We start from the raw sequence: 20,716 nt of genomic DNA, 5'->3' as shown, positions 1-20,716 counted from the left end.
TTTCACCGCACATCCATAACGACAGGAGACAACCCATGCCTTTGACCACTGCATTCCACGGCCGCAGGGCCGCGCTGGCCTTTGGGGCCGCTGTGGGCGCACTGCTGTGCACCGCGCCCCTGGGCGCCGCCGCGCAGGACAGGTACCCCTCCAAGCCCATCACCCTGGTGGTGCCGCAGGCCGCGGGCGGTGCCAACGACGCGATTGCGCGCGTGCTGGCACAGCGCCTGAGCGAGCAGATGGGCCAGAGCGTGGTGGTGGACAACCGCCCCGGCGCGGGCGGCACGCTGGCCACGGCGGCCCTGGCGCGTGCCAAGCACGATGGCTACACGCTGCTGGTCACGGCCGACAGCGCGCACGTGATCGGCCCGGCGCTCTACAAGAACCCGGGGTTTGACGCCGTCAAGGATTTCGAGCCCGTGGCGCCCGTCGCCACCGCCGGCTATGTGCTGGTGGCGCATCCTTCGTTCCCGGGCAACAACGTGGCGGACCTGATCCGGCTGGCCAAGGCCAGCCCCGGCAAGTACGCCATCGCCTCGGCTGGCAACGGCACGCTCAACCACCTGATCGGTGAGCTGCTGCAAAAGGCCGCGGGCATCCAGCTGCAGCACATTCCCTACAAGGGCTCGGCGGCGGCCGCCACCGACGTGGCGGGCGGGCAGGTGCCGCTGTCGGTGCAGAGCCTGCCCTCGTCGATCGCCTTCATCAAGGCGGGCAAGCTCAAGGTGCTGGGCGTGGTGAACGAAAAGCGCGTCGGCGCGCTGCCCGACGTGCCCACCATCGGCGAGACGCTCAAGGGCTTCGCCCAGGCACCGTGGTACGCCATGTTCGCCCCGGCGGGCACGCCCGCGCCCATCGTCGAGCGGCTGCAGGCCGAAGTGGCACGCGCGCTGGACCACAAGGATGTGGTGAACAAGCTCGCCGTCGTGGGCTGCGAGCCGTTCAAGGGCACGTCTGCCGAACTGGGTGCGCTGGTGCAGTCCGACCTGCCCAAGTGGGCGCGCGTGGTCAAGGACACCGGCGCCACCGTGGACTGATTCTTCCATCCCGATTTCGCACAACTTTCAACAAGGAGACACAACCCATGATGACCACGCGCATCACACGCAAACATTTCGGCGCACTGGCGCTGGCCGCTTTGGCGCCGCTGGCGCTGTCCACGGCCTGGGCGCAGGGCGGCTACCCGTCGCGCACGGTGACCTTCGTCGTGCCGGCCGCCGCCGGCGGCACCACCGACATCTCGGCCCGCATGGCCGCGCAGGCGCTGGCGCCGGTGCTGGGCCAGTCGGTGGTGGTGGACAACAAGGGTGGCGGCAACGGCGCCATCGCGGCCAACATCGTCAAGCGCGCCGAGCCCGATGGCTACACGCTGCTCATGCAGTACTCGGGCTACCACGTGATCTCGCCCCATCTTGCCAAGGCACCGCAGTGGGATCAGAAGGATTTTCAGCCCATCGCCAACGTGATCTCGGCGCCGCAGATCATCGTGGTGCGCGACGGCCTGCCCGTGAAGACCCTGGCCGAGCTGGTGGCCTACGCCAAGGCCAACCCCGGCAAGCTCAACTACGCCTCGTCGGGCAACGGCTCGCTGCAGCACGTGACCGGCGCCATGCTGGAGCAGCAGGGCGGCATCAAGATGGTGCACGTGCCCTACAAGGGCACGGGCCCCGCGCTGCAGGACCTGCTGGGCGGCCAGGTGGACCTGACCTTCGGCACCGCACCGCCGTTCATGCCCCACATCCAGTCCGGCAAGCTGCGCGTGCTGGCCGTCACGGGTAAGGAGCGCCTGGCCAGCCTGCCCGACGCCCCCACCACGGCCGAGGCCGGCTACCCGGGCGTGAACGCCACCTCGTGGTTCGCGCTGTTTGCGCCCGCAGGGGTGCCCAAGCCGGTCATCGACAAGCTGGCCGCCGACATGAAGAAGGTGGTGGAAGACCCGGCCTTCCGCAAGAAGGCGCAGGAACAGGGTGCCGCGGCCGACTACCAGGGCCCGCAGCAACTGGGCGAGCGCGTGAAGAGCGACTTCGCCGACTGGGCGGGCGTGATCAAGAGCTCCAAGATCGAGGCGGAATAAATCCGCCCTACACTGGGCGCCCTTTGGAATGCGGCGGCACGCCCGGTGCCGCTGCCCGGCGCCCTGATGACGACAGCCCCTCTCGATCTGCCCTACCTGCGGGCCTACGCGCCCGCGCTGCAGGCCCAGGCCCATGCGCTGCTGGCGCAGGGCCAACTGGGCGCGCTGCTGCAGCGCAAGTACCCCGAGGGGCATGCGGTGCGCAGCGACAAGGCGCTGTACGACTACGCCCAGGAATTCAAGGCGCGCCACCTGCGCAACGCGGGCACGGTGAACAAGGTGCTGTTCGACAGCAAGATCCACGTGGTGCGCCATGCGCTGGGGCTGCACACCCACCGCACGCGGGTGCAGGGCGGGCGGCTGGCGGCGCGGCATGAGATCCGCGTGGCTGCCCTGTTCAAGCAGACGCCCGACGAGTTCCTGCGCATGATCGTCGTGCACGAGCTGGCCCACCTGCGCGAGAAGGACCATGGCAAGGCCTTCTACCAGCTGTGCACCCACATGGAGCCGCAGTACCACCAGTTCGAGTTCGACCTGCGCCTGTACCTCACGCACCTGGACGCGGGCGGTGAGCTGCTGTGGTGAAACGCTATTGAAAAAATAGCTGCCAGCGCTTGATAGATAAGCGCTACGGCCCGTTTTGGCTTAAATCTCAGTCGATCTGCAGCGCCGCGCAGTACAGCGCGGGCAACTGTAGCCAGCGCTCGGCTGCCGACTGCAGCGCGGCCAACTGGCCGGTGGTGTAGAGCTGGATATGCCCCGGCGCTGCCGGCGTGCCATCCGCCGCGTGCTCGGGTGCGAGGGCGTGGGCCTGGTCGAGGATGCGCCGGGTCTGGCGCGCCACGGGCGCACCTGTGTCGATGATCTGCACATCCGGCCCCACCAGGGCGCGCAGCATGTCCTTGGCGAACACGTAGTGGGTGCAGCCCAGCACCAGCGTGTCGATCTCGCCCGTTTTCAAGCCAAAAGTGCCCAGCGCGCCCGTGTACTGGACGCAAAGCGCTTCTATTTTTGCCATGGATGCGGCGGCGGGCAGCGGCTCCTCGGTGCTTTGCTCGATGGCGCGCGCCAGGCCGTCGCAAGGCTGCACCGAAAAGCGCGTGCCGGCCGAATGCCCATCGCGCAGGCGCTGAAAGCGCGCGCTGCCCACCGTGCCGCGCGTGGCCAGCACGCCCACGTGGTGCGTCTGGCTGCTGGCGGCGGCGGGCTTGAGCGCCGGCTCCACCCCGATGGCGGGCAGGTCGGGCAGGGCGGCGCGCAGTTGTTCCACCGCGGCGGCGGTGGCCGTGTTGCAGGCCACCACCAGCGCCTTGATGCCGTGGTGTTCGCGCAGCCAGCGGGCGATGGCCAGCGTGCGCTGCTGCACGAAGGCGTCGCCCTTGGCGTCCCCATAGGGAGCGTTGCCGCTGTCGGCCAGGTAGACGAAATGCTCGTGCGGCAGTTCGTGGCGCAGCGCCTGCAGCACGCTCAGGCCGCCAATGCCGCTGTCGAACACACCAATGGGACGGGCGGCAAGGGGCGATGTCATGGAAGGCGTGGCAAGAAATCGGGGGAAGGGCACCGCCAGGAGGGGCCGGCGGCGCACGGGCCTCCAGTATGCCCGTGCGGCGGCCGGGCTGCAGGGGTGCGCTCTAGTGTGGTGTCTCAAAAATAGATAGAACTATTTTGACCGGTGTTGGTCGAATCAGCTTCCTTATAGGAGACTACGCTGATGGCCCACCCTGGACGCCCCGCCACGAAGCTGCAGATCACCGATGCCGAGCGCGCAGAGCTGCATGCGCGACTGCGCGTACGCAAAGCGCCCGAGGACGAGAAGCTGCGCATGCGAATCGTGCTGGGCTGCGCAGATGGGGAGTCGGGCACCATGATTGCCCAACGCTTGGGCACGACGGTGCAAACTGTCTCCAAGTGGCGGCGGCGCTACCGGGCGTATCGTCTGGCGGGTTTGACCGATGCCCCGCGCGCTGGCCGCCCGCGCAGTGTGGGCGACGAGCAGGTTCAGCTCATTGTGGACAAGGTTCGCCAGAGCAAGCCTGACAACGCCACGCACTGGAGCGTGCGCCAGATGAGTCGGCACGCTGGCGTATCGCCCGCGACGGTGCAGCGCATCTGGCATGCCTTTGGGCTGAAGCCGCACCTGCAAGAAACCTTCAAGCTATCGACGGATCCCCATTTCGTGGACAAGGTACGGGATGTGGTGGGGCTGTATATGGCACCACCCGATCGCGCCTTGGTGCTGTGCGTGGACGAGAAGAGCCAGATCCAGGCTCTGGATCGCACCCAACCAGGGTTACCACTGACGTTTGGCAAACCCAGCACGCGCACGCACGATTACAAGCGCCATGGCACAACGTCGCTGTTTGCAGCGCTGGATGTGGCCACTGGCAAAGTCATAGGACAGCTCAAGCGCCGTCACCGCAGTGTGGAATTCCTGCAGTTCCTCAAAGCCATCGATGCAGCGGTGCCTGGCGAACAAGACATCCACCTGATCATGGACAACTACGGCACGCACAAGACGCAGGCAGTGCGGGCCTGGCTAGCAGCCCATCCTCGCTACCACGTTCACTTCACGCCCACCTCAGCGTCCTGGCTCAATCTGGTCGAGCGTTTCTTTAGCCAGATCAGCGAGCAGTGGATCAAGCGCAGCGCCCACACCAGCGTTGCTCAGCTGGAGCAATCCATACGGGAATACATTGATCGTCACAACGAGGATCCCAAGCCGTTCGTGTGGCATAAAAGTGCGGACACCATCTTGGCATCTGTGGCGCGGGCAGCGAGTACCATTATTTGATGATTACTTTTGAGACACCACACTAGGGCCTGTTCACACTATTTTTGCCAGTGCGAATGGCGTGAAAACCGCGCCAACCTAGGCGCGTGACGACGCCAAGGCCGGGGCCTTGGCTAGGAGGGCAACGACGCGTGGCGCGGTTCTCACTCCGTTCCCTCCGGGTTGCGATCAAAAAGGGCCATTCGCGGCGTTGCCAAGCCTCGCTGGGGTAGCACCCCAGCTTCGTTTGGCGCCTTGCGCCTGGCCCTTTTTGATCGCAACGCATCTGGCAAAAATAGTGTGAACAGGCCCTAGGCCGCGCCGGGCAGTACGTACCCCTGCGGGTGCTGGGGTAGATCGTCCTGGAGGGGCCACCAGCTGCAGCGCGAGGCCACATGCATGTGGAATGCCGGCGCCGTGGCCACGGGCTCGTCCAGCAGGCCTGCGCGGATGCGCACCACGCCGGGCAGGCTGTCGCGCTCGCTGAATACTGGCGAACCGCAGATGCCGCAGAACACGCGCCGCTTGCCGGGGGAGGACTCGAAGCGCCGCAGCAGGTCCTGGCCGGCCTGGAACTGCAGCCGATCCACGTTCACCGGCAGGTTGGCAGCAAACGCGCTGCCCTGCGCGCGGCGGCACTGCGCGCAGTGGCAGATCTGGATCGGGGCCAGCGGCCCGCGGATCGTGAAGCGCACGCCCTGGCAGAGGCAGGCGCCGTGGTGCAGCGGCTCGGATGGGTTCATGGCAGACGGCGAAGGTGTGTTGGCGTCACTCTACGGCAGGCTCCGCCGGGGCGGCGGTGCGGTGGAACACCAGCAGCCGGTTGTTCGCAGGCATGGCGTGGTCGTGCGCGAGCGCGAGGCCGTGCTGTGCCGCTAGCGCCACGATGTCCTCGAAGTGGCGGATGCCGCTGTGCGGGTCGCGCTGGTGCAGCCAGGCATCAAAGGCGCGGTTGCTGTCACTGGTGTAGGTTCCGCCGTAGTTGAAGGGGCCGTACAGCGCCAGCACGCCGCCGCCAGGCAGGTGGGCACCGGCCAGCGCGAACAGCCGCTGCACCAGCGGCCAGGCCACGATGTGCGCGGTGTTGCTGCTGAATACCGCGTCGAACGGCCCGCTGTCAGGCTCGCCCTGCGGCCAATCGCTGTGCGCCAGGTCCAGCAGCAGCGGCGGGCGCAGGTTGGGGGCCGGGTGCTGCGCATGCCAGGCGCGTATGCCCGCGTGGTTGTCCGCCAGGTCGCTGGTCTGCCACACCAGGTGGGGCAGGCGCGGCGCGAAATACACGCTGTGCTGGCCCGTGCCCGAACCCACCTCCAGCACATGGCGCCGGTCGGCAAAGGCTTGCTGCAGCACGGCGAAGATGGGCGCCTGGTTGTTTTCGCAGGCCTGGGAAAACGGCAGGGGAGGGTGATTCATGGCATGTGTGCTCAAAGCGCCTGTACTTCCACGGTGACGTGCGACAGCTCGTGCACCGGCAGCAGCAGGGCCTTGTAGTGTTGCGCGGGCTGCGGCGTGGCCGAGGCGACGGAGATGATGGCAGCAAAATGGCCCGGGCCGACCTGCCAGACGTGCAGGTCTTTCAGCGTGTCGCCCGTGGCGGCGAGGATGTCCTCGATCTCCTGGCGGACCTGCGGCCCTTCCGCCGGCGCATCCAGCAGCACGCTGCCGGCGTCACGGATCAACCCCCAGGACCAGCGGGCGATCACCAGCGCGCCCACCACGCCCATGGCCGGGTCGGCCCAGAGCCAGCCGTAGCTGCGCCCCACGAGCAGCGCCGCGATGGCCAGCACGGAGGTCAGCGCGTCGGCCAGCACATGCAGGTAAGCCGCGCGCAGGTTGTTGTCGTGGCCATGGCGGCCGTGGTCGTGGTCGTGGTCGGCGTGGTGATGGTCGTGCCCGTGATCGTGGCCATGGTGGTGGTGCCCATGTCCGCCATGCAGCAGCCGGGCGGACACCAGGTTCACCACCAGGCCGATCACCGCCACGGCGATCGCCTGCTCGAAGCGGATGGGCACGGGGTCGGTCAGCCGCAGGAAGCTCTCCCACGCGATGAGCAGCGCCACGATGGCCAGCACCACGGCGCTGGCGAAGCCGGCCAGGTCGCCCATCTTGCCGGTGCCGAACGAGAAGCGTGGGTTGGCCGCATGGCGGCGTGCATACCCATAGGCCAGCGCCGTGATCAGCATGGCACCGGCGTGCGTGGACATGTGCCAGCCGTCGGCCACCAGGGCCATCGAACCGTACAGCTTGCCCGCCAGCATCTCGGCGACCATCATGCTGGCCGTCAGCGCGATCACGAGCCACACGCGCCGCTCGTTGCGCTGGTGCTCCGTGCCCAGGAAGACGTGGCGGTGGTCGGCGGGGAAGGGTGCGGGCGCCGCGCCCGCGGTGTGCAGGGTGGAGGAAGTCATTTCAGGTACGAGCGCAGGATGTCCATCATTTCTTCGCCGCCGGTGCGGCGCTCGGCATCGGTGCCGGCGTCCACCACATGAGCCTGCAGGTGGCCCAGCATGACTTCGGTGGTCAGACCATTCATGGCGCCGCGTGCCGAAGCGAGCTGCCGCAGCACTTCCGCGCACGCGGCGTCACCCTCCAGGGCGCGCTCGATGCCCTCCATCTGGCCCTTGATGCGCCGCACGCGTGCGATCAGCTTGTCTTTTTGCCCGTGGGTGTGGGACATGGAATGACTCGAAAATATAGTGTGGGGGGCTATGCTAACCCGGCCGCACGGACCGCGGCGGGAACGCGGCCATTGCGCGCAGCGGGGGCTTGCGCAATATGTTGCAGAAATGGGCTGCAGCGCTTGATGGACAAGCGCTAAATGCTATTTAATCAATAGCGTAAGTCCGTTGACGGAAACATGCCGCGCCCTGCGGGCGGGGGGTTACCCGTGCGCGATGCGCGCGGCGATGGCCTCGCCCACCTGCGTGGTGCTTGCCGCACCGCCCAGGTCTGGCGTGCGCGGGCCGCTTTTGATGATCTCTTCGATGGCCGCAACGATGGCATCGTGGGCCTGCCGCCCCGCGCCTTGGCCGTGGGTCAGGAAGTCCAGCATCAGCGCACCGGACCAGATCATGGCGATCGGGTTGGCGATGTTCTGGCCATAGATGTCGGGCGCCGAGCCGTGCACGGGCTCGAACAGGCTGGGGAAGGTGCGCTCGGGGTTCAGGTTGGCCGATGGCGCCAGGCCGATGGTGCCGGTGGTGGCGGGCCCCAGGTCGGAGAGGATGTCGCCGAACAGGTTGGTGGCGGCCACCACGTCGAAGCGCCCCGGCTGCAGCACGAAGCGCGCGGTGAGGATGTCGATGTGCTGCTTGTCCAGCGTGACTTCGGGATAGCCCTTGGCGACATCGTCGGCGCGCTGGTCCCACCAGGGCATGCTGATGGCGATACCGTTGCTTTTGGTGGCCAGCGTCACGTGCTTGCGCGGGCGGCTTTGCGCCAGGTCGAAGGCGAACTTCAGCAGGCGGTTGGCGCCGTGGCGCGAGTAGACCGATTCCTGGATCACGATCTCGCGGTCCGTGCCCTCGTACATGATGCCGCCCAGCGACGTGTATTCGCCCTCGGTGTTCTCGCGCACCACGTAGTAGTCGATATCGCCGGGCTTGCGGCCGGCCAGCGGGCAGGGCACGCCCTCGAACAGGCGCACGGGGCGCAGGTTGATGTACTGGTCGAACTCGCGGCGCATTTTTAGCAGCGAGCCCCACAGCGAGATGTGATCGGGTACGGTGGCGGGCCAGCCCACGGCGCCGAAGAAGATCGCATCCATGCCCGACAGCTGCGACTTCCAGTCGTCGGGCATCATCTGGCCGTGCCGGGCGTAATAGTCGCAATGCGCCCAGTCGAAGGTGTGCAGTTCCAGGTTCAGACCGAAGCGCCGGGCGGCGGCCTGCACGGCGCGCAGGCCTTCGGGCATGACTTCCTTGCCGATGCCGTCTCCGGCGATCACGGCGATCTTGTGGGTGCGTTGCTGCTGCATGGATGGCTTTTCAAACGATGTAAGCCCGCCATTGTTCACCGAGGAGAGCGTCCGTTCAATGTGCGCGCCCGTGTCTGCGTCTTTCGTGACGTTGGCAGGACGTTCGCCGCTGCACACGGAATGGCGGGGGGACGCCCAGTACGGGGGCCGCGCCCCGCGCAGCCCAGCGGTCTGTCAGCAGTCGGGTCTGTGGGTGTCCAAGCGGCTGTTGAGCGGGGCGTGTGCGGCGCAGCAAAAACGATAGCTACCAGCGCTTGCCAGCGAATGAACTCAATGCCAAATGGGTCTGTGATCGAGACACATCAAGCGCGAGCAGCTATGAATAGCATAGTGGCAATTAACTGCTCAGCGCGGCCTTCACGGCGGCCGACACCTGGCCCATGTCGGCCTTGCCGGCCAGGCGGGTCTTGACCACGCCCATCACCTTGCCCATGTCGCCGGGGCCCACCGTCTTGCCCAGTTCTGCGCCGACTTCGGCCACGATGGCCTTCACTGCGGTAGCCACTTCGTCGGCCGACATGCGTTCGGGCAGGTAGGCCTGCAGCACGGCCATTTCGGCCTTTTCCTTGTCGGCCAGGTCCTGGCGGCCCGCGCCCTCGAAGGCGGTGATGCTGTCCTTGCGCTGCTTGATCAGCTTGTCCACGATGGCCAGGATGGCCGCGTCATCCAGCGTGATGCGCTCGTCCACTTCCTTTTGCTTCATGGCGGCCTGCAGCAGGCGGATGGTGCCCAGGCGCTCGCTGTCCTTGGCGCGCATGGCGGTTTTCATGTCTTCGGTGATCTGGTCCTTGAGGCTCATGGTGTTTCTCCAGTCAAACGGTGTAGAAAACAAAAAACCCGCGCTTGGCGTCCCTAGCGCGGGTTTTGTGGCGTCTGGTGTCAACGCCGGGCTGTGCTTAGTACAGCTTCTTGGGCAGCTGCATGCTGCGCACGCGCTTGTAGTGGCGCTTCACGGCGGCAGCCTTCTTGCGCTTGCGCTCGGCGGTGGGCTTTTCGTAGAACTCACGGGCGCGCAGGTCGGTCAGCAGGCCCAGCTTTTCGATGGTGCGCTTGAAGCGGCGCAGGGCCACGTCAAAGGGTTCGTTTTCTTTTACACGAATGGTCGTCATTAGCTAATGTTTTCCAATAGGTGCCGCTAGCGGGTTTTCGGGAAGATCGGGCCCAAAAGCCATATACGGCGGTTTTCCCCGTCTGTAACTAGTATCCGGCCGACGGGGTCATGCCAGCAGAGCCGAGCATTATAACGGCTCTGCGCTGCCGGGCAAGCGGCTGCCCGGCGCGGGGTTGGGCACAGGCCGCGGCGCATGGCAGGCGCGCGAGTCGGCGGGTGCCTCTCCTCGCGCATGTAGGCCGTAGTCGCGCTGCACGGTGGCCACGCGCAGCCGGTAGTCGGCAAACACGCCTGCGCGGCCCGTCGCCTGGGCCTGGCGGTGCTGCGGCAACGCGCGCCAGCGGGCTACGGCCTCTTCGTCGCGCCAGAAGCTCAGCGACAGCAGCTTGCCGGGCGTGGACAGGCTCTCGAAGCGCTCCACGGAAATGAAGCCGTCGATGGCCTGCAGCGCGGCGCGCAGGTCTGCCGCCAGGTCCAGGTAGGCCTGGCGGCCGTCGCTGCTCGGCTGCACTTCAAAGATGACGGCGATCATGGCTGGGCCTGCGTGGTGGTGGGCAATGCGGGGCGCGCGAGGGTGCCCGCCACCGCCTCGGTGAAGCTGCGTTCCTCGTGCAGGATGAAGCGCTGGCGCTGCGCCATCTCGAAGTTGGCGCGGCCCTCTGGGTCGGCCTTGAGCCGGGCGCGGTAGGCCTCGTAGTCGGCCAGGCTGGCGAAGGCGATCAGGCCCCAGGCCTCGTAATTGGTGCCCTCGCTGGGAAGAAAGTAGCCCAGCAGGTGGCCGCCGCAGCGCGGGATGATGCGCCCCCAGGCTTCGGCATAGGCGCGGAAGGCCTCGCGCTGAAAAGGGTCGATCTCGTAGCGGATGAAACAGGTGATGGGCATGGCGTGCTCCTGTGGTGGGTGGATGCGTCCATGGTGCCGGCCGTCGCACGGCCGATGTTTCGTCCTGGAGCGAAGCGTGCGCCGGGCTGGCTGCGGCACACTGCGCGCATGAATACCAACCAGATTGCGCATGTCGCGGCCCTGGTGGGCGAGCCGGCGCGCACCGCGATGCTGGTCGCGCTGATGGACGGACGCGCCCTCACGGCACGTGAATTGGCCGAGGCCGGGCGCGTGTCTGCCGCCACGGCCAGCCGCCACCTGAGCCTGTTGGTGGAGGCCGGGCTGCTGGTGCTGGAACGCCAGGGGCGCCATCGGTACCACCGCCTGGCTTCGCCCGAGGTGGCGCATTTGCTGGAAGGGCTGATGCAGCTGGCCGTGCGGCAGGCGACGGCGCCGCGGCCCGTGGTCGTGGGCCCGCGCGACGCGGCGCTGCGCCAGGCGCGTACCTGCTATGACCATATTGCCGGCCGCCTGGGCGTGGCCATCGCCGCGCACCTGTTGGAGGAGGGCGCCATCGTCTTCGATGACGATGCGGGTGGGCGGGTGACCGGCCGGGCGCAGGCTGTGCTGGCACCGCTGGGCCTGGCCGCGCAGGACGCACTGGCCGCAAGCGCCGCGCGGCGCCCGCCATGCCGGCCCTGTCTGGACTGGAGTGAGCGCCGCCCCCACATGGCCGGGCGCCTGGGGGCGCTGCTGTGCGTGCATTGCCTGGAGCGCGGCTGGCTGCGGCGCGCGCAGGCATCGCGCGCGCTGGAGATCACGCCGCCCGGCGTGGTGGCGCTGCGCAACTGGCTGGGCGTGGTGCGCTGGGGCGAGGTGACCGGCTCAGTGGGGTGATGCGCTGGCCTGACGGCAAGCCGCTGCCCGCCCGAAGCGGCGAGCCGGTAAACCCCTGATGCGGGTGCAGGGACCGCATGCGGGTTTGGCGGATTTTTAAAAGATTCATAACATATGAATATTAAAAACTCCGCCCCACGGTCATGTCCTCACAACCCGCCATCCTCGACGCGCCCGTCGCCGGTCGCGAGGCGCCGCAGGCGCCCGCGCTGGAGCAGGCGCTGCAGCGCCCGTACCAGCACGGTTTCGTCACCGACGTCGAGTCCGATTCCCTGCCGCCGGGCCTGGACGAGGACACCATCCGCGCCATCTCGCGCAAGAAGCGCGAGCCGCAGTTTTTGCTGGACTGGCGGCTGGCGGCCTTCGAGCGCTGGCGTGCGATGGAGCTGCCCGACTGGGCGCATCTGAAGATCGAGCCCATCGATTTTCAGGCGCTGAGCTACTACTCGGCACCCAAGTCGCTCAAAAACGCACCCAAGAGCCTGGACGAGGTGGACCCCAAGCTGCTGGAGACCTACGAGAAGCTCAACGTGCCGCTGCACGAGCGCGCCCGCCTGGCGGGCGTGGCGGTGGACGCGGTGTTCGACTCGGTCTCGGTGGGCACCACCTTCCGCGAGCAGTTGGCCGAGGTGGGCGTGATCTTCTGCTCGTTCTCGCATGCGGTGCAGAACCACCCGGAGCTGGTCGAGAAATACCTGGGTACTGTGGTGCCGCAGGGCGACAACTTCTACGCCGCGCTGAACTCGGCGGTGTTTTCCGATGGCTCCTTTGTCTACATCCCCAAGGGCGTGAAGTGCCCCATGGAGCTGTCGTCCTACTTCCGCATCAACGCGCAGAACACGGGGCAGTTCGAGCGCACGCTGATCATTGCCGAGGAGGGTAGTTCGGTCAGCTATCTGGAGGGCTGCACCGCCCCGCAGCGCGACGAGAACCAGTTGCACGCCGCCGTGGTGGAGTTGATCGCGCACGACGACGCGTTCATCAAATACTCCACGGTGCAGAACTGGTACCCCGGCGACGAGAACGGCGTGGGCGGCATCTACAACTTCGTGACCAAGCGCGGCCTGGCGGCCGGCAGGCGCTCGCGCATCGCCTGGACGCAGATCGAGACCGGCTCGGCCATTACCTGGAAGTACCCCAGCGTGGTGCTGCGCGGTGACGAATCGAACGGCGAGTTCCACTCCATCGCCGTGTCCAACCACTTCCAGCAGGCGGACACCGGCACCAAGATGATCCACCTGGGCAAGAACACCACCAGCCGCATCGTCTCCAAGGGCATCAGCGCGGGCCATGCGCACAACAGCTACCGCGGCCTGGTGCGCGTGAACCCCGGCGCCGCCAACGCGCGCAACCACACGCAGTGCGACTCGCTGCTCATCGGGCCCGACTGCGGCGCACACACCTTCCCCTACGTGGACACTGCGCGCAGCGATGCCGTGGTGGAGCACGAGGCCACCACCACGCGTATCTCGGAGGAGCGCCTGTTCTATTGCCAGCAGCGCGGCATCGACCCGCAGGAGGCGACGGCCCTCATCGTCGGCGGCTTTTGCCAGGCGGTGCTGGAAGAGTTGCCCATGGAATTCGCGCTGGAAGCCAAGGCGCTGCTTGCCGTGTCGCTGGAAGGCGCGGTGGGCTGAGATCACAAGATTTGAATAAAAACGGCATCCAGCCCTTATCCATCCAGCGCGAACAGCTATCAAATTAATAGGGAATCCACATGACCTCCACCACCCCCCTGCTGCAAGTGCGCGACCTGCGTGTGCGCGTTGGCGAGCGCACCGTGCTGCAATCGGTCTCGCTGGACGTGCCCGCCGGCGCGCTCGTTGTGCTGATGGGCGCCAACGGCAGCGGCAAGAGCACGCTGGGCATGGCGCTGGCCGGCCACCCGAGTTACCAGGTGCAGGACGGCCAGGCGCTGCTGGACGGACTGGACCTGCTGCAGCTGCCCGCGCATGAGCGCGCCCGCGCGGGGCTGTTCGTGTCCTTCCAATCGCCGCCCGATGTGCCGGGTGTGAAGAACAACCTGTTCATCCGCACCGCGCTGAATGCCGTGCACGAGGCGCGCGGCCAGCAGCCGCTGGACGCGTTCGACTTCCTGGCCAGCGCCAAGCAGGCCGCCCACGAACTGGGGTTGCCCCAGGCCATGCTGGGCCGCCCGGTGAACGAAGGTTTTTCCGGCGGCGAGCGCAAGCGCAACGAGTTGCTGCAACTGGCGCTGCTGCAACCGCGCCTGGCGCTGCTGGACGAGATTGACTCGGGCATGGACGTGGACGGCGTGCGCGCCGTGGTCACGTTGGTGCAGAAACTGCGCGAACAGGGCACGGCCTTCATCGTCGTATCGCACTACCTGCACCTGATCGAGCAGCTGCAGCCCGACACCGTGCTGCGCCTGGACCAGGGCCGTATCGCCGAGACGGGCGACGTGGAGCTGGCGCGGCGCATCGCCCGCACGGGCTTTGCGCGCCAACCGGCCACAGCGGAGGCATGACACCATGAACAACGCACAAGCCGAGATCCGCGCCGCGCGCGAGCGCCTGCAGACGCAGGGCTGGATTGCCCGGCGCAGCGAAGCCTTTCACCACTTGCCCCCGCCCGCGCTGCAGGACTGGCTGGGAACGCAGGCCGAGGTCGTCGATGAGGCCTCGTTGCCCGCGGGTGCAGGCTGGACGCTGCGCCTGCCCCACGCACAGGCGGCCACCAGCGTCCAGGCGCGTTGGCTGGATGCCCTGGATCCGGCGCAGCGCGCCGAGTTGATGGCAGGGCTGCCGTCGCCAGAGTCCGGCAGTGGGGATGGGGCTGCTGCCCCCTTCACCTGGGCGCACCGCGCCCTGTGCCGCCGGGGCCTGCGCCTGCGCGTGGCCGCCACGCCGGGCCGTGAGCGCGAGCCCGTGCGCCTGGAGCTGCACCACCAGCCCGGCGCCGCGGCCGAGGCGCCCTTGCTGGTGCTGGACGTGGAAGCCGGCGTGCAGTGCGTTCTGATCGAAACCCATGAGCGGCCTGCCGCAGACGGTCTGTCGACCGTGGCGCAAAACCTGCACGCCCACATTCGTCTGGCGCAGGGGGCACGGCTACAACACCTGCGCGTCGCTGCGCCGTTGGCCGACGACCGCGTGGCGCACCACCTGCAGGTCCATGTGGCGGCAGGTGCCGCTTATGCCCAGGCGCTGGTTGCCACGGGCGCCAGCTACCACCTGCAGCGCAGCCACATCACGCTGCAGGGCGCGGGCGCCAGCGCGCGGCAGGCCGCGTTGCTGCTGTTGGCGGACGGCAAGCTGGACCAGCAGACGTACACCGACCTGCAAGCCGCCCAGGCCGTGAGCCAGGTCGAGACCCTGGCCCTGGCCCAGGGCCGCGCCCACGCGGTGGCGAATGCCTATACGCGCATCGCGCCCGGCAGCGACGGGGCCGATGTGCGCCAGCGCCTGGCCGGCGTGCCGCTGGCGGGCCAGCCACGTTTGATCCTGCGCCCGCACCTGGAGATCCTGCACGACAACGTGCAGGCCGCGCACGGCGCTACCTGGGGCGCGTTGCCCGAGGATGCGCTGTTCTACGCCCGCCAGCGCGGGTTGGATGACGCGGCTGCGCGCGCGCTCATCATCGAAGGCATGGCCCAAGCGTTGCTTGATCGATGCCTGGGGGCCGAGGGGGACGGCATGCTGGCGCAGTGGCTGCAGAGCGGCTGGCTGGCCGGTGCGATCGCCCGCCTGAAGCCCACAGCCGAGGAGGCACACCATGGGTAAACCACATCCTTTGTTGCACACCGGCGGCCTGCCGGTGCAGGCACTGCGCGCGCAGTTTCCGGTGCTGGCGCAGCGCATCCACGGCCAGCCGCTGGCCTATCTGGACAACGCCGCCACCACGCAGATGCCGCTGGCGGTGCAGGAAGCCATGCAGCGCTTCGAACGCCATGACCGCGCCAACATTCACCGCGGCGTGCACACGCTGAGCCAGCGTGCCACCGACGCTTTTGAAGAGGCGCGCGCCACGCTCAAGCGCTTCATCGGCGCGGGCGCGCAGCATGAACTGGTCTTCACCAGCGGCACGACCGAGGCGCTCAACCTCGTGGCCCAAGGGTTGTGGGCCGCCGGGCCGGGCAAGGCCTGGCTGCGCCCCGGCGACCGCATCATCGTGAGCGGGCTGGAGCACCATGCCAACCTGGTGCCCTGGCAGCAGGCCGCGCGCATGAGCGGGGCGGAACTGGTCGTCCTCAAACCCGACGCGCAGGGGCGCGTGCATGAGGCCGATTTGGCGCCATTGCTCACACCCAACACCCGTGTGCTGGCACTCACGGCGTGCGCCAATGCCACGGGCGAGCGTCCTCCGTATGAGGCACTGCTGGCCATGGCACGCGCGGCCGGCGCCCTCACGGTGCTGGATGCCGCGCAGGCGGTGGGCCATGCCATGCCCGCTCTGGCGGAGTTGGAGGCGGACTTCATGGCCTTCTCCGGCCACAAGATGTACGGGCCCATGGGCACCGGCGCACTGGCCGGCCGGCGCGACGCGCTGGAGCGGTTGTACCCGCTGCGCCTGGGTGGCGACATGGTGGAGTGGGTGAGCTACACCGCTGCGAGCTATGCGGCGCTGCCCGCGCGGCTGGAAGGCGGCACGCCCAACGTGGCCGGGGCCGTGGGCCTGGCGGCGGCGGCGCGCTTCATCGATGGTATTGGCCGAGAGGCCATTGACCTGCACGTGCAGGCCCTGCGCGCGCAGGCGCTGGCGGGCTTGTCGGCACTGGAGGGGGTGACGGTGCTCGCCCCGCATGCCACGCAGGCGTCGCTGGTGTCGTTTGTGGCACGCGACGTGCACCCGCACGACATCGGCACGCTGCTGGACGAGCGCGGCATCGCCGTGCGCACGGGCCACCACTGCGCCCAGCCGCTGCAGGAGCACCTGGGGCTGGGGCCGACCACGCGCGCATCGTTCGCGCTGTACAACAGCCATGAGGAGGTCGAGCGCTTGATCGCCGGCGTGGCACAGGCGCTGGAGGTCATGCGATGACTGGATTCACCGGCAACGCCGAGAACGAGCTGTACCAGGAGGTGGTGCTGGAGCACAAGCGCGCACCGCGCAACTTCGGCCATCTGCCGCAGCCTACGCACCAGGCGCAGGGCACCAACCCGTCGTGTGGCGACCGCATTGCCGTGGAACTGCAGCTGCAGGAAGGGCGCGTGCAGGACATCCGCTTCACCGGCCAGGGCTGCGCGATCTGCATGGCCTCCACCTCGATGATGACCGAGGCCGTGAAGGGCAAGGAGGTTGCCGCCGCGCAGGCGCTGCAGCAGCACTTTCGTGCGGTGCTGACGGGGGAAGAAGCCCCTGAGGATGCCCCGCTGGGCAAGCTGGTCAGCCTGGCCGGCGTGCGCCAGTACCCCAGCCGCATCAAGTGCGCCCTGCTGGGCTGGCATGCGCTGATGCATGCGATTGCCGACAACGGCAACGGCAACGGCCAGAGCGTAAGTACTGAGGAGGAGCCCGCATGACCTACCGCCGCCATCGCGAGGATGTGCTGGTGCGCCGCAACGTGACCGTGGAGGCGATTCCCAGCGGCGAGCCGATCGAACTGGAGGCCGGGCAACTGGCGCAGATCACGCAGGCGCTGGGTTCTTCCTTCACGCTGCTGGTCGAAGGCCAGCTCATGCGGCTGAAGGGTGTGGATGCCGACGCCATCGGCAAGACGCCGCCCGAGACTATCACTGCGCCCGCGGACCTGCCCATCGAGGAACTGGAGCCGCTGGTGTGGGAGACGCTGCGCACCTGCTACGACCCGGAGATCCCGGTGAACATCGTGGACCTGGGCCTGGTGTACCGGCTGGCTTTCGAGCCCTTGCCCGACGATGCCCACAAGGTGCGCGCGCTGGTGGACATGACGCTCACCGCCCCCGGCTGCGGCATGGGCGAAGCGATTGCCGACGAGGTGTGCGACAAGCTGCTGGCCCTGCCGCGCGTGGGCGAGATCACGGTGAATCTGGTGTTTGACCCGCCCTGGGACCGCTCCATGATGAGCGAGGAGGCGCAGCTGGCGCTGGGGCTGTGAAGCAGGGACGATCAAAAAGGGGCAGGTGATACCTGCCCCTTTTGCTTTGGTTGAGTGGCTTCGCCGATCAGCCGCAGCAGGCACCGCCCGAGCAGCAGGAGTCTTCAGCCTCTGCGGCAGCCTGGGTCTTGGATGCCAGCTTGGTGATTTCGATCTGCCACTGTCGGGGGCCTGCCTCCAGGTACGCCCACTGGAACTGGCCGGGTGCGCGGCCTTCCAGTTGCATGCGCAGCGGCACGGGGTCGTGGTCGTTCACGATCTGCAGCGACTCGCCCGCGCCCAGCGCGTCCAGGCGGCCAAAGATTTGCGCATGGCGCTCATAAGGAGCGATGGTGCGTACGTCGATCACGGAAACGGTGTTGCTCATGGTTCAACCTTTCGGGTGTGTGTAAAAAAAGGGGGGAGGGAGCTTGCAGTTGTGAGGCATGGGCCGGCATCAGCCGTCCTTGCCGTCCAGACGGGTGCGCATCAGCCAGGGTGTGTAGATCACGAGGTAGATCGCGAAGGCGATGGCCCACAGGCAGGCGGCGCCTTCCAGCGCATAGGCGTACCACGCGGGTTGCACGGCGGGCACCAGCACGCGCAGCACGGCGGCCAGCATCACCAGGGCATAGGCCACCACTTCGCCGCGCGAGGGCTGCAGCGGCCGGCCCGTATGGCCGCGCGCGGTGCGCGTGACCATGCCGATGATCAGCCCGCCGATCACGCCCACGGCAAAGGCATGCACGGCCAGCGACGGCACGACCCAGCCCAGTTGCGCCAGCGCCAGCAGCACGAAGCCCAGGGGCAGCCATGCGTACGAAGCGTGCAGGATCCAGAGGATGGGGCGCTTGAACGTGACCTGCGGATGCCACTTCCACAGCCGCACCGCATGCATCACACCCGCCGCGAGGCTGGCCACCAGCACCACCGGCGCGGGCGCTGCGAACACCCACAGCGCCAGCGCCACGGCCGTGACGGCCAGCAGCGACAGCTCGAACTTGCGCGGCATGTTGATGACCAGGCCGGGCGTCACGTTGCGCGTGAACATGGGCACCACGCGGCCGGTGATCACGCTCACCACCATGAGGATCAGCGCCAGCTCGGCATACAGCGCGCTCACGGCCGGCACCGCCACGATGCCCAGCACCGAAAGATGGAACACCAGGTTGGCCGCAGCCATCAGCAGCAGCAGGCAGATCAGCGGAATGTTGCGCTTGTTGCCGGCCTTGATCAGCACGCGCAGCAGCACGGCGGCCACGGCCGGCAGCAGCAGCATGTCCAGCGTGGCATAGACGGCGTAGGGCGCCACCAGCGAAGCCAGCCGCGCGGCCAGCCACAGCAGGGCCAGCGCGCCCAGCAGCGGACCGCGGGCCGTCTCCAGGCCGGTCCAGGCCTTGACGGCGGTGAGCAGAAAGCCCACCACCACGCCTGCGGCGAAGCCGAACAGCATCTCGTGCGCGTGCCACAGCAAAGGTGACATCGGCAACGGCACCTGGATGCGGCCCAGAAAGATCGCTATCCACAGCGGCACCGCCAGACAGGCCAGCAGGGCCGTGCCCAGGTAGAAGGGCCGAAACCCCAGTCGCAGCAAAGGCCAGCCGTGCAGCGGAGCGGCGGACTGGGCCGGGCGGGAGGCGGAGACGAGCGGGGGCAGGGACATGGCGGGCCTTTGGCAGGGCGGTTTTCTTAAGATTCATTTTACATGAATATTAAAAATCGGCCAGAAATTCGCGCGCAGACGGCCCCTAGAGACGGAGGGCGTTCAGTGGAGCGGGAGGGCCTGGGCGCAGGCGTGGGCGCTGGCCCAGGCCCATTGGAAGTTGTAGCCGCCCAGCCAGCCGGTGATGTCTACCACCTCGCCGATAAAGTACAGGCCCGGCTGGGCCTTGCATTCCATGGTCTGTTGCGACAGGGCGCGCGTGTCCACGCCTCCCAGCGTCACCTCGGCCTTCTTGTAGCCTTCGGTGCCCGTGGGGGTGAGCTCCCAGCGCGCCAGCCGCTCGGCCAACCGCGCCAGGGCCTTGTCCGCGGCTTCGTTGATGGGGCGCTGCCAGTCCACGATCTGGCTGGCCCAGGCGTCGGCCAGACGGCTGGGCACGAGCGCGGCGAGTTCGTTGGCGATCAGCTTGCGCGAGCGCACCTTGGCTTGGGCCAGTGCGGCCGGCAGGTCCACGCCCGGTGCGAGGTTGATGGCCAGCGGCGTGCCCGGCTGCCAATAGCTGGAGATCTGCAGCACGGCCGGGCCCGACAGCCCGCGGTGCGTGAACAGCAGGTCTTCCACGAAGGCCATGCGTTCCTTCTTGGCGCCGGTGCTGATCTCCACCGGCAGCGCCAGCCCGGCAAGCTGCGCGTAGGGCGCCCAGGCCTGGCCGTCGAAGGTCAGCGGCACCAGGCCGGGGCGCTGCGCCACCAGCGGCAGTCCGAACTGCTGCGCCAGCCGGTAGCCGAAGTCCGTGGCACCGATCTTGGGGATGGACAGCCCGCCCGTCGCCACCACCAGGCTGCGTGCTTGCACCGGGCCGCGATCGGTATCAATTTGATAGCTGCCAGCGCTTGAGCCGCCTGCCTCATCTGCCAAAAAGACTACATTCTTGACGCCGCAGGGCTGCCAGCGCTCCACGCGCCCCTGGGCGCATTCGGCCAGCAGCATGGCGATGATGTCCTCGGCCGAGCGGTCGGCAAACAGCTGGCCCTTGTGCTTCTCGTGGTAGGCGATGCCGTGGCGCTCCACCAGCGCGATGAAGTCCGCCGGCGTGTAGCGCGACAGCGCGGAGCGGCAGAACTGCGCGTTCTGCCCCACGAAGTGCTTGTGCGGCGCGCGCACGTCCAGGTCGCGGTTGGTGAAGTTGCAGCGCCCACCGCCCGAGATGCGGATCTTTTCGGCCACTTTGTCGGCATGGTCGACGAGCAGCACCTTGAGCCCGCGCTGGCCCGCCTGGGCGGCGCAGAACAGGCCGGCGGCGCCGGCGCCGATGATGACGGCATCAAAGAAGGGTGTGGACACGGGCAGCAACCTGGCGGGCAAAGCCGCCGATTGTCGCGTACGGGCT

The 20,716-nt window shown here is 67.8% G+C and carries 24 protein-coding genes; 11 read left to right on the top strand and 13 right to left on the bottom strand.

Annotated elements, in window-relative coordinates:
- Window positions 1–35 precede the first annotated feature (35 nt).
- The 3 genes from HND92_RS12840 (at window position 36) to HND92_RS12830 (ending at window position 2,659) form a co-directional block, all read left to right on the top strand.
- A complete protein-coding gene (locus tag HND92_RS12840; protein WP_172207420.1) occupies window positions 36–1,037 on the top strand; it encodes a tripartite tricarboxylate transporter substrate binding protein in 1,002 nt (333 codons plus the stop codon).
- Between the two features lie 50 nt (window positions 1,038–1,087).
- Window positions 1,088–2,074, top strand: a complete 987-nt coding sequence (locus HND92_RS12835; RefSeq protein ID WP_172209313.1) for a tripartite tricarboxylate transporter substrate binding protein — start codon at window positions 1,088–1,090, stop codon at window positions 2,072–2,074.
- 66 nt (window positions 2,075–2,140) lie between these two features.
- Entirely contained in the window at window positions 2,141–2,659 is a 519-nt protein-coding gene (locus HND92_RS12830) for a M48 family metallopeptidase (RefSeq protein ID WP_015913756.1), read from the top strand.
- Between the two features lie 67 nt (window positions 2,660–2,726).
- Here HND92_RS12830 and murI read toward each other — a convergent pair whose 3' ends face one another.
- Window positions 2,727–3,602 carry a glutamate racemase gene (murI, locus tag HND92_RS12825; protein WP_172207417.1) on the bottom strand — a complete coding sequence of 292 codons (876 nt, stop codon included), beginning with the start codon at window positions 3,600–3,602 and terminating at the stop codon, window positions 2,727–2,729.
- A gap of 183 nt (window positions 3,603–3,785) precedes the next feature.
- Here murI and HND92_RS12820 point away from each other — a divergent pair, with 183 nt between their 5' ends.
- Window positions 3,786–4,865, top strand: a complete 1,080-nt coding sequence (locus HND92_RS12820) for an IS630 family transposase (RefSeq protein WP_005801445.1) — start codon at window positions 3,786–3,788, stop codon at window positions 4,863–4,865.
- A gap of 290 nt (window positions 4,866–5,155) precedes the next feature.
- On the opposite strand, the gene HND92_RS12815 is transcribed toward HND92_RS12820, so the two are convergent.
- From HND92_RS12815 to HND92_RS12775, 9 genes are all read right to left on the bottom strand, one after another.
- Window positions 5,156–5,587, bottom strand: coding sequence for a GFA family protein (locus HND92_RS12815; RefSeq protein ID WP_172207415.1), 432 nt, complete (start codon window positions 5,585–5,587; stop codon window positions 5,156–5,158).
- A gap of 25 nt (window positions 5,588–5,612) precedes the next feature.
- Entirely contained in the window at window positions 5,613–6,257 is a 645-nt protein-coding gene (locus HND92_RS12810; RefSeq protein WP_172207412.1) for a DUF938 domain-containing protein, read from the bottom strand.
- 11 nt (window positions 6,258–6,268) lie between these two features.
- Window positions 6,269–7,252, bottom strand: a complete 984-nt coding sequence (gene dmeF / locus HND92_RS12805) for a CDF family Co(II)/Ni(II) efflux transporter DmeF (protein WP_216662896.1) — start codon at window positions 7,250–7,252, stop codon at window positions 6,269–6,271.
- Window positions 7,249–7,521 (bottom strand): metal/formaldehyde-sensitive transcriptional repressor, encoded by a 273-nt coding sequence (locus tag HND92_RS12800; protein WP_015913751.1) that lies wholly within the window; start codon window positions 7,519–7,521, stop codon window positions 7,249–7,251. Before HND92_RS12800 ends, dmeF begins: the two co-directional genes overlap by 4 nt.
- Before the next feature lie 204 nt (window positions 7,522–7,725).
- Window positions 7,726–8,820 (bottom strand): tartrate dehydrogenase, encoded by a 1,095-nt coding sequence (locus HND92_RS12795; RefSeq protein ID WP_172207410.1) that lies wholly within the window; start codon window positions 8,818–8,820, stop codon window positions 7,726–7,728.
- Window positions 8,821–9,157: 337 nt separating this feature from the next.
- The gene (locus tag HND92_RS12790) at window positions 9,158–9,619 is read right to left on the bottom strand and encodes a GatB/YqeY domain-containing protein (protein ID WP_172207406.1); all 462 of its coding nucleotides are present in this window, start codon (window positions 9,617–9,619) and stop codon (window positions 9,158–9,160) included.
- Between the two features lie 97 nt (window positions 9,620–9,716).
- On the bottom strand, window positions 9,717–9,929 hold the full coding sequence (gene rpsU, locus HND92_RS12785; RefSeq protein ID WP_007833691.1) for a 30S ribosomal protein S21: 213 nt from the start codon (window positions 9,927–9,929) through the stop codon (window positions 9,717–9,719).
- 129 nt (window positions 9,930–10,058) lie between these two features.
- Window positions 10,059–10,463, bottom strand: coding sequence for an antibiotic biosynthesis monooxygenase (locus HND92_RS12780; RefSeq protein ID WP_172207403.1), 405 nt, complete (start codon window positions 10,461–10,463; stop codon window positions 10,059–10,061).
- Entirely contained in the window at window positions 10,460–10,813 is a 354-nt protein-coding gene (locus tag HND92_RS12775; protein ID WP_172207400.1) for an NIPSNAP family protein, read from the bottom strand. The genes HND92_RS12780 and HND92_RS12775 overlap by 4 nt, the downstream gene beginning before the upstream one ends.
- 108 nt (window positions 10,814–10,921) lie before the next feature.
- Between HND92_RS12775 and HND92_RS12770 the strand changes: the two genes are divergently transcribed.
- From HND92_RS12770 to sufT, 7 genes are all read left to right on the top strand, one after another.
- Window positions 10,922–11,650: a helix-turn-helix transcriptional regulator gene (locus HND92_RS12770; protein WP_172207397.1), complete on the top strand. Its 729-nt coding sequence runs from the start codon at window positions 10,922–10,924 to the stop codon at window positions 11,648–11,650.
- Between the two features lie 143 nt (window positions 11,651–11,793).
- The gene (gene sufB, locus HND92_RS12765; RefSeq protein WP_253940025.1) at window positions 11,794–13,287 is read left to right on the top strand and encodes a Fe-S cluster assembly protein SufB; all 1,494 of its coding nucleotides are present in this window, start codon (window positions 11,794–11,796) and stop codon (window positions 13,285–13,287) included.
- 80 nt (window positions 13,288–13,367) lie between these two features.
- The gene (gene sufC / locus HND92_RS12760) at window positions 13,368–14,138 is read left to right on the top strand and encodes a Fe-S cluster assembly ATPase SufC (protein WP_172207394.1); all 771 of its coding nucleotides are present in this window, start codon (window positions 13,368–13,370) and stop codon (window positions 14,136–14,138) included.
- Window positions 14,139–14,142: 4 nt separating this feature from the next.
- Window positions 14,143–15,390, top strand: coding sequence for a SufD family Fe-S cluster assembly protein (locus HND92_RS12755; protein ID WP_172207390.1), 1,248 nt, complete (start codon window positions 14,143–14,145; stop codon window positions 15,388–15,390).
- Window positions 15,383–16,648, top strand: a complete 1,266-nt coding sequence (locus tag HND92_RS12750) for an aminotransferase class V-fold PLP-dependent enzyme (protein ID WP_172207388.1) — start codon at window positions 15,383–15,385, stop codon at window positions 16,646–16,648. Before HND92_RS12755 ends, HND92_RS12750 begins: the two co-directional genes overlap by 8 nt.
- Window positions 16,645–17,130, top strand: a complete 486-nt coding sequence (gene sufU, locus HND92_RS12745) for a Fe-S cluster assembly sulfur transfer protein SufU (protein ID WP_172207386.1) — start codon at window positions 16,645–16,647, stop codon at window positions 17,128–17,130. Before HND92_RS12750 ends, sufU begins: the two co-directional genes overlap by 4 nt.
- Complete coding sequence (gene sufT, locus HND92_RS12740) at window positions 17,127–17,684, top strand: putative Fe-S cluster assembly protein SufT (protein ID WP_015913741.1); 558 nt, start codon at window positions 17,127–17,129, stop codon at window positions 17,682–17,684. The genes sufU and sufT overlap by 4 nt, the downstream gene beginning before the upstream one ends.
- Before the next feature lie 67 nt (window positions 17,685–17,751).
- On the opposite strand, the gene HND92_RS12735 is transcribed toward sufT, so the two are convergent.
- The 3 genes from HND92_RS12735 to HND92_RS12725 all read right to left on the bottom strand — a co-directional run bounded on the left by HND92_RS12735 (window position 17,752) and on the right by HND92_RS12725 (window position 20,670).
- A complete protein-coding gene (locus HND92_RS12735; RefSeq protein WP_011806004.1) occupies window positions 17,752–18,051 on the bottom strand; it encodes a DUF2249 domain-containing protein in 300 nt (99 codons plus the stop codon).
- A 69-nt stretch (window positions 18,052–18,120) separates the two neighbouring features.
- Window positions 18,121–19,326 carry an NnrS family protein gene (locus HND92_RS12730; RefSeq protein WP_123676044.1) on the bottom strand — a complete coding sequence of 402 codons (1,206 nt, stop codon included), beginning with the start codon at window positions 19,324–19,326 and terminating at the stop codon, window positions 18,121–18,123.
- A 102-nt stretch (window positions 19,327–19,428) separates the two neighbouring features.
- Complete coding sequence (locus tag HND92_RS12725; RefSeq protein WP_172207384.1) at window positions 19,429–20,670, bottom strand: NAD(P)/FAD-dependent oxidoreductase; 1,242 nt, start codon at window positions 20,668–20,670, stop codon at window positions 19,429–19,431.
- Window positions 20,671–20,716: the final 46 nt, after the last annotated feature.

This window comes from Diaphorobacter sp. JS3050 (assembly GCF_013154915.1).
Taxonomy (GTDB): domain Bacteria; phylum Pseudomonadota; class Gammaproteobacteria; order Burkholderiales; family Burkholderiaceae_C; genus Diaphorobacter; species Diaphorobacter nitroreducens.
This window is presented reverse-complemented; position numbering and strand designations above follow the sequence as displayed.